Origin of the sequence: uncultured Clostridium sp., from assembly GCF_963527835.1 — a bacterium.
In the GTDB taxonomy this organism is placed as follows: Bacteria; Bacillota; Clostridia; order Clostridiales; family Clostridiaceae; genus Clostridium.
On the sequence record NZ_CAURTC010000071.1, the window covers coordinates 1 to 6,833 of the forward strand.

General features: G+C 30.8%; 5 protein-coding genes. 1 reads left to right on the forward strand and 4 read right to left on the reverse strand.

The genetic code is table 11. From position 1 onward, the window contains the following. A partial coding sequence (locus RYM86_RS18270; RefSeq protein WP_315082263.1) for an ABC transporter permease occupies positions 1-659 on the reverse strand: 659 nt, incomplete at its 3' end. Between the two features lie 74 nt (positions 660-733). Next, positions 734-2,476 (reverse strand): ABC transporter substrate-binding protein, encoded by a 1,743-nt coding sequence (locus RYM86_RS18275; protein WP_270238124.1) that lies wholly within the window; start codon positions 2,474-2,476, stop codon positions 734-736. Between the two features lie 629 nt (positions 2,477-3,105). Here RYM86_RS18275 and RYM86_RS18280 point away from each other — a divergent pair. Next, entirely contained in the window at positions 3,106-4,398 is a 1,293-nt protein-coding gene (locus RYM86_RS18280) for a nitrate/nitrite transporter (RefSeq protein ID WP_003459498.1), read from the forward strand. 366 nt (positions 4,399-4,764) lie between these two features. Here the strand turns inward: RYM86_RS18280 and guaA are convergent, their stop codons facing one another. Both guaA and RYM86_RS18290 read right to left on the reverse strand, forming a co-directional pair. Next, a complete protein-coding gene (guaA, locus tag RYM86_RS18285; RefSeq protein WP_011593045.1) occupies positions 4,765-6,294 on the reverse strand; it encodes a glutamine-hydrolyzing GMP synthase in 1,530 nt (509 codons plus the stop codon). Positions 6,295-6,399: 105 nt separating this feature from the next. Further along, a partial coding sequence (locus tag RYM86_RS18290) for an IMP dehydrogenase (protein WP_315082264.1) occupies positions 6,400-6,833 on the reverse strand: 434 nt, incomplete at its 5' end.

The following is a 6,833-nucleotide window of genomic DNA, read 5'->3' on the forward strand; positions in this document are numbered from 1 at the left end:
ATATAATCTTGTCTAACTACCTCAAGCATACTTGATCTTGTGTATCTCATCCATCCACCTACACTTCCAAGAGTTAAAACTATAAGTGGTAAAATCATATGTTTTAATACATCTAGAACATATTGCATTCCTGTATATGCACTTCCTGGAGTAGTCATACCCGATATTGGAAATAAATTAAGTTGAACTCCTAAATATTTAATTAATATAAGTCCAAAGAAAAATGATGGCATTGATATTCCCATAAGGGCAAATACCGTAAAAAATTTATCAAAAAATGAATATTGCTTTGTTGCTGAAACTATACCTATTGGCACCGCAATTATAAGCCCCAAAATTAGTGATGCCGCTCCTAAAATAAAGGAATTTGGTATAAAATCTTTCATTACTTCTGAAACTGGTCTTTTATAGTAAAAAGATTCTCCTAAAGACCCTTCTGTTACAACGCCTTTTAACCAATACATGTACTGTGTTGTTTTTGGCTCATCTAAATGATATTTTTCTCTTATTGCTTGTTTTGTTTCTACACTCATATTTGGATCCATATTTGCTGTAATAGCATCTCCTGGAGCCATAGCAAATATGAAGAAAAGTACTAATGATACACCAACAATAGTCGGTATTATTAATAGTATTCTTCTAGTGATATACTGTAGCATATTGCTGTTCCCCCCATTTTTCAAAATTAGCCTGGATTTTTTGTCCAGGCTAATTTCTTAATTTATTTTAAATTTTATTTATTGTTATCTAATTCAAGTTTGTAAATGTCGTGAGTCCAATCTATATAAGTTGAAGGGTTGTATCCTTTAACTCTTGAATTTGATGCAAACATTTCTTGAGCATTTCCAAGAAGAATATAAGGTACATCTTCAGAGAATTTTAATTGCCATTCAGCATAAGCTTTCTTTCTTTCCTCTTGATTTGTTGTTCCTTTACCTTCTTTTAATAACTTATCTGCTTCTTCATTTCTCCATCCAATATTATTAAATCCGCCTGGTACATCTTGAGAAATTGCAAATATTCCTGATGGATCTGGATCTATTGAAAGGTTCCAAGCACCATTGAATATATCATATTCTCTGTTATTAACTTTATCCATCATTGTTCCAAATTCCATAAGTTCTGGAGTAACTTTAACACCTATTTGTTCCCAAGATTGTTGAACTATTGGGATTAAAGCATCAACATATTTAGAACCAGTATAAGTTAACCATTGAAGTTCTAATTCAACTCCATCCTTATCTCTAACTCCATTTCCATTTGTATCTTTCCAACCAGCTTCATCAAGTAATTCTTTAGCTTTTTCTGGATTGTATTCATACTTAGGAACATCTGGGTTATATGCCCATGAAGTAGGAAGAATGTGTGAGTTGTAAACTTGACCATATCCTTGGTAATAAGATTGCATGAATCCTTCTCTATTTAATCCATAAAGTAACGCTTGTCTTACTTTAGGGTCTTTAACCTTATCACTTCCATAGTTAAGTCCCATGTATCCATAACCATTTTGCATATAAAGATCTAAGTTTAAGAATCCAGCTTGTTTTAATGGATCTATATTTTCTGGTTTAGCACCAACTCTATCTATATCAACTGTTCCAGCCATTAATTCTTGTAATAATGTTTGTGCATTTGTAACTTTCATTACTATATAAGGAATCTTTGGTTCACCTTTCCAGTAATCAGCATTTTTTTCAAACTTAACTTCTTGTCCTGGTTTAAAGTGAACAAATTTATAAGCACCTGAACCTACAGGTTGTAATAATTTATCCTTAACAGCTTGGAAGTTTCCTTTTTCAAATTTATAAACACTTTCTGGCATAATTCCATATTCAAAATTCCATATACCAGCTGCATCAGTATTCTTGTTAGTGAATGATATTGTATAATCATCAATAACCTTTATACCTTCAACACTACTAGCATCGCCCTTATTGTACTCTTCATATCCAACTAAATTATTTACAGCATCCATTCTTGGTCCATCATATCCTGGATCACAAATAGAAGTAAATGTAAATGCTACATCCTTTGCTGTTAATTCTTGACCATTAGTAAATTTAATACCCTTATTTAATTTAAATGTATAAGTTTTTCCATCTTCAGAAACTTCATAACTTTCTGCTACATTTGGAATTGGTTCTCCCTTTTCATTATTAGTAATCAATCCATCAAATACTAACTTGTTAACCCATGAATCATAAAGAGTAGAAGAATATATTGGAACAAATTCACCCTTTGGATCTGTAGTTCCTACTATTAAAGTATCAGTTCTATTTTTTGCAGCATCTGGAAGTGCACTAGGATTTGATGCCTCTATTCTCTCTGGCTTTGATAAATCCTTAGTAGTTCCTCCTGATTCTGAACCATTACCATTTCCTTGAGCTGTATTGTTAGCTCCTCCTCCACATGCTACAAATAACATTGAAGCTGCTAACCCTGCCGTTAATAATGCAACTAATTTTCTTTTTTTCATTTAATCTGCCCCCTTTTAATATATTTATTGCTGTTATGTAACAAAATTTAAATGCCCCATATAAAAAATATTGTTACAATAACATACATTTAATGTGATTTTTAAAATAAAATTTTATTAGGTATTTTTCTTCATTTTCATGTCAACACTTATATAGTTTATAATTTATTTTTAAGCACATACTTAAATTAATAAATTATTAAAATAAACCTTAATATATAATTACTTTATTAAAAATCTAAGTGTATATCATAGAAAAACACACGTCTTTTAAAATTATATTATTTGTATTTTAAATTATTTCCAATATTTTTGCAATATTGTAAAATTATTTTTTCATTATAAATATTTTCTCAAAAAGATTATTAATTACAATTAATGAATCTTAGGTCTAAATAATAAGTTATTTTAAATATATGCCTAATATGTATTAAATTATTAATTTTAAAGATAATAATATATATAATATGAAATTCTAGTAATTTGTTACTATAAAATTATTTTTATTTTCGTGATAAAAGTTACAGTTTATTCTTTTATTTGATGATATACTTTCAAAGTATTTATTAGATAATTATAAATTTCAGAGTTAAAAAATTAACAATCAAAGAAAAAACGGAGTGAATGAGATGAAAAACTTAAATCTTAAAGGTAATCCAAATCGTGGATTAATAGGAGCTACATTAGGTTTCTTCATAGGTTTTGCAGCAGTTTCTCTTTATGGACCAACTTCTGCAGTATTTAAAGAAGCTTTCGTAAACCTTAATCCAGTATTATTAGCATTACTTATTGCAGCCCCTAACTTATCAGGTTCTTTACTTAGAATACCTTTTTCAGCATGGGTTGACACAACTGGTGGGAGAAAGCCACTTATAGTTTTACTACTTTTATCAATAATAGGTATGGGTGGTTTATACATAGTATTAGCTTTCTTTAGTGATAACTTAAATCAATATTATTATTTATTATTTGCACTTGGACTATTATCTGGATGTGGTATAGCAACATTCTCTGTTGGTGTCAGCCAAGCATCATATTGGTTCCCAAAAAGCAAACAAGGTGTAGCTTTAGGAATATATGGTGGTGTTGGTAACTTAGCACCTGGAATATTTGCATTATTAATTCCAAACTTAGCACTTCCTCTATTAGGATTACCTGGTTCTTACTTAGCTTGGTTAATATTCTTAATAGTTGGTACTGTAATTTACATAAAAATAGGTCAAAACGCTTGGTACTTCCAACTTGTTGACAAAGGAATAAATAAAGATGAAGCTAAGGAAATAGCATCAAAAGAGTACGGTCAAGAATTATTCCCTAAGGGAAAAGCAAGTGAAACACTTTTAATATCAGCTAAATCATGGAAAACTTGGGCTTTAGTATTTATCTATTTCACAACTTTTGGTGGATTCTTAGCATTAACAGGTTGGTTCCCTAATTACTGGATGACTTATTTCGGATTAAACATGAAAGTAGCAGGTCTTTTAACAGCTTTATATTCTATATTAACTTCATTAACTAGAATATATGGTGGAAAAGTTGCTGATAAAAATGGTGGAGAAATAACTACTATAGTTTCTCTAGGAATAGCACTTATTGGTGCAATTTGTATGACTTTTGCTTCAACTATGACTTTAGCAATAATAGGTATAATCTTACTTGCTATTGGTATGGGAGTTGCAAACGCAGCAGTATTTAAAATAGTTCCTAATGCAGTTCCAGAGGCAATGGGTGGAGCTTCAGGATGGATTGGTGGATTAGGTGCTTTAGGTGGATTCTTAATACCTCCTGTAATGGCATCATTCCTAAACAGATCAGGATTTGCTGGATATTCACAAGGATTTTCAGTATTTATAGTTTTAATAATTGTAGCAATTGGAGTAATAGCTTTATTCCAAGCTTTACAAAAGAAATCAGCAAAATAAAACATTTATATAAAACAAAAGTAGCTATGAATTTCATAGCTACTTTTTTTATTTTAAATTATAAGTAATTAAGTAATTTATAAATATAAAATTATCCACCAAAATTAAAACTCTAAATTATCCACAAAATATTATTAAGACCATTTATAATCTAATCACAAGTAATCATACATTTTTATTGATTTAACAAGATAAATAGACAATCATATTAAAATGACTGCCTATTTATCCGTAATAAAAATTTATATATCTTTTGATTAGTTTGGATACTTAAATTTTATCTGATTTAGACCTAATAATTTATAATCAGATAAATTATATTAAAATTCAGATAGGATTAATACCTATCTGAATCAATTACTTATATTATTCCCACTCGATAGTTGCTGGTGGTTTTGAAGTTACATCGTAAACAATTCTGTTAACTCCCTTAACTTCATTTACAATTCTTCTTGAAACCTTATCTATAACTTCATATGGTATATGAGCCCAGTTTGAAGTCATTCCATCTGATGATGTAACTGCTCTTAATCCTACAGTGTGGCAGTAAGTTCTTTCGTCTCCCATAACACCAACTGATTGAATGTTAGGTAATACTGCGAAGTATTGCCATATTTCACTTTCAAGACCTGCTAAAGCTATTTCTTCTCTGAATATAGCATCAGCTTCTCTAACAACTTCTAATTTATCTTCAGTTACTTCTCCTAGAACTCTTATAGCTAATCCTGGTCCTGGGAATGGCTGTCTCCATACTAAGTGGTGAGGAATTCCTAATTCTTCTCCTACAGCTCTTACTTCATCTTTGAATAATTCTCTTAATGGCTCTATTAATGAGAATTCCATATCTTCTGGAAGTCCTCCAACATTGTGGTGACTCTTAATTACTGCTGAAGTATCTGTTCCACTTTCAACAACGTCTGGATAAATTGTTCCTTGAACTAAGAATTTAATGTCTCCTAATTTTCCAGCTTCTTCTTCAAATACTCTTATGAATTCTTCTCCGATTATCTTTCTCTTAGTTTCTGGATCTGAAACTCCTTTTAATTTACCTAAGAATCTATCTTGAGCATTAACTCTGATAAGGTTCATATCAAAACCTTCTTTGAAGATTTTTTCTACTTGATCTCCCTCATCTTTTCTTAATAGACCGTGGTCAACAAAGATACAAGTTAATTGCTTACCTACAGCCTTGTGAACCATAACAGCTGCAACTGATGAATCAACTCCACCTGATAATGCACATATTAATTTTTTATCTCCAACTATTTTCTTGATTTCAGCTATTTTTTCTTCTGCGAAAGAAGCCATTGACCAAGAATTTTCTAATCCACATATATTGTAAAGGAAATTTCTCATCATGTTTTGACCAAATGGAGTGTGCTCAACTTCTGGATGGAATTGAACTCCATAAAGTCTTCTTTCTTCGTTTTCCATAGCCGCTACTGGACAAACATCTGTATGAGCTATGATTTTGAATCCTTCTGGTGCTTCTGCTATGTAATCAGTATGACTCATCCAACAAGTTTCATCTGCTTCTATTCCTGCAAATAATTTTGATGAATTATCTAAAGTTACATTAGTTTTTCCATATTCTCTTACTGGAGCAGTAGCAACTTTTCCACCTAAAAGGTGTGCCATTAATTGATCTCCATAACATATTCCTAATATAGGAACATTTAAGTTGAATATTTCTTTATCTAATGTAGGAGTGTTTTCTCCGTAAACTGAGTTTGGTCCACCAGTGAATATTATTCCTTTTGGATTCTTTTCTTTTATTTTTTCTATGCTATATGTGTAAGGTATTATTTCACAATAAACTCCACACTCTCTAACTCTTCTAGCTATTAATTGATTATATTGTCCACCAAAGTCGACAACTAAAACTAAATCTCTCATTTGCTTTCCTCCACAATTTCATTTTCCGTTTATGTATAAAATATATTCAACAAAATGTTAAAACTTAATATATATTTTAACATTTTGCTGAAGCTTTTAATCTAATTATTGGTTAACACTGTAGTTTGGTGCTTCCTTAGTTATGTTTATATCATGAGGGTGACTTTCTCTAAATCCTGCTGAAGTTTGAACAACAAAATTAGCATTTTCATATAAATTTTCTAAAGTTGGTGCTCCTAAGTAACCCATTCCTGATTTTATTCCACCTATTAGTTGGTAGATAGTATCTGCTAAATGTCCTTTGTAAGCAATTCTTCCTTCCACACCTTCTGGAACGAATTTCTTAGTACCATTTTGGAAATATCTATCACTTGATCCTTTAGCCATAGCTCCAAGTGAACCCATTCCTCTGTAAACTTTATAGCTTCTACCTTGATATATTTCTATAGCTCCTGGTGCTTCTTCACATCCTGCAAAGATTGATCCCATCATAGCTGCACATGCTCCAGCTGCTAAAGCCTTAACTATATCTCCTGAAT

Bases quoted from the DNA above. Each gene is read 5' to 3' on its own strand.
- RYM86_RS18275 (WP_270238124.1), bottom strand. From the start codon at position 2,476: ATGAAAAAAAGAAAATTAGTTGCATTATTAACGGCAGGGTTAGCAGCT.
- guaA (WP_011593045.1), bottom strand. From the start codon at position 6,294: ATGAGAGATTTAGTTTTAGTTGTCGACTTTGGTGGACAATATAATCAA.
- RYM86_RS18280 (WP_003459498.1), top strand. From the start codon at position 3,106: ATGAAAAACTTAAATCTTAAAGGTAATCCAAATCGTGGATTAATAGGA.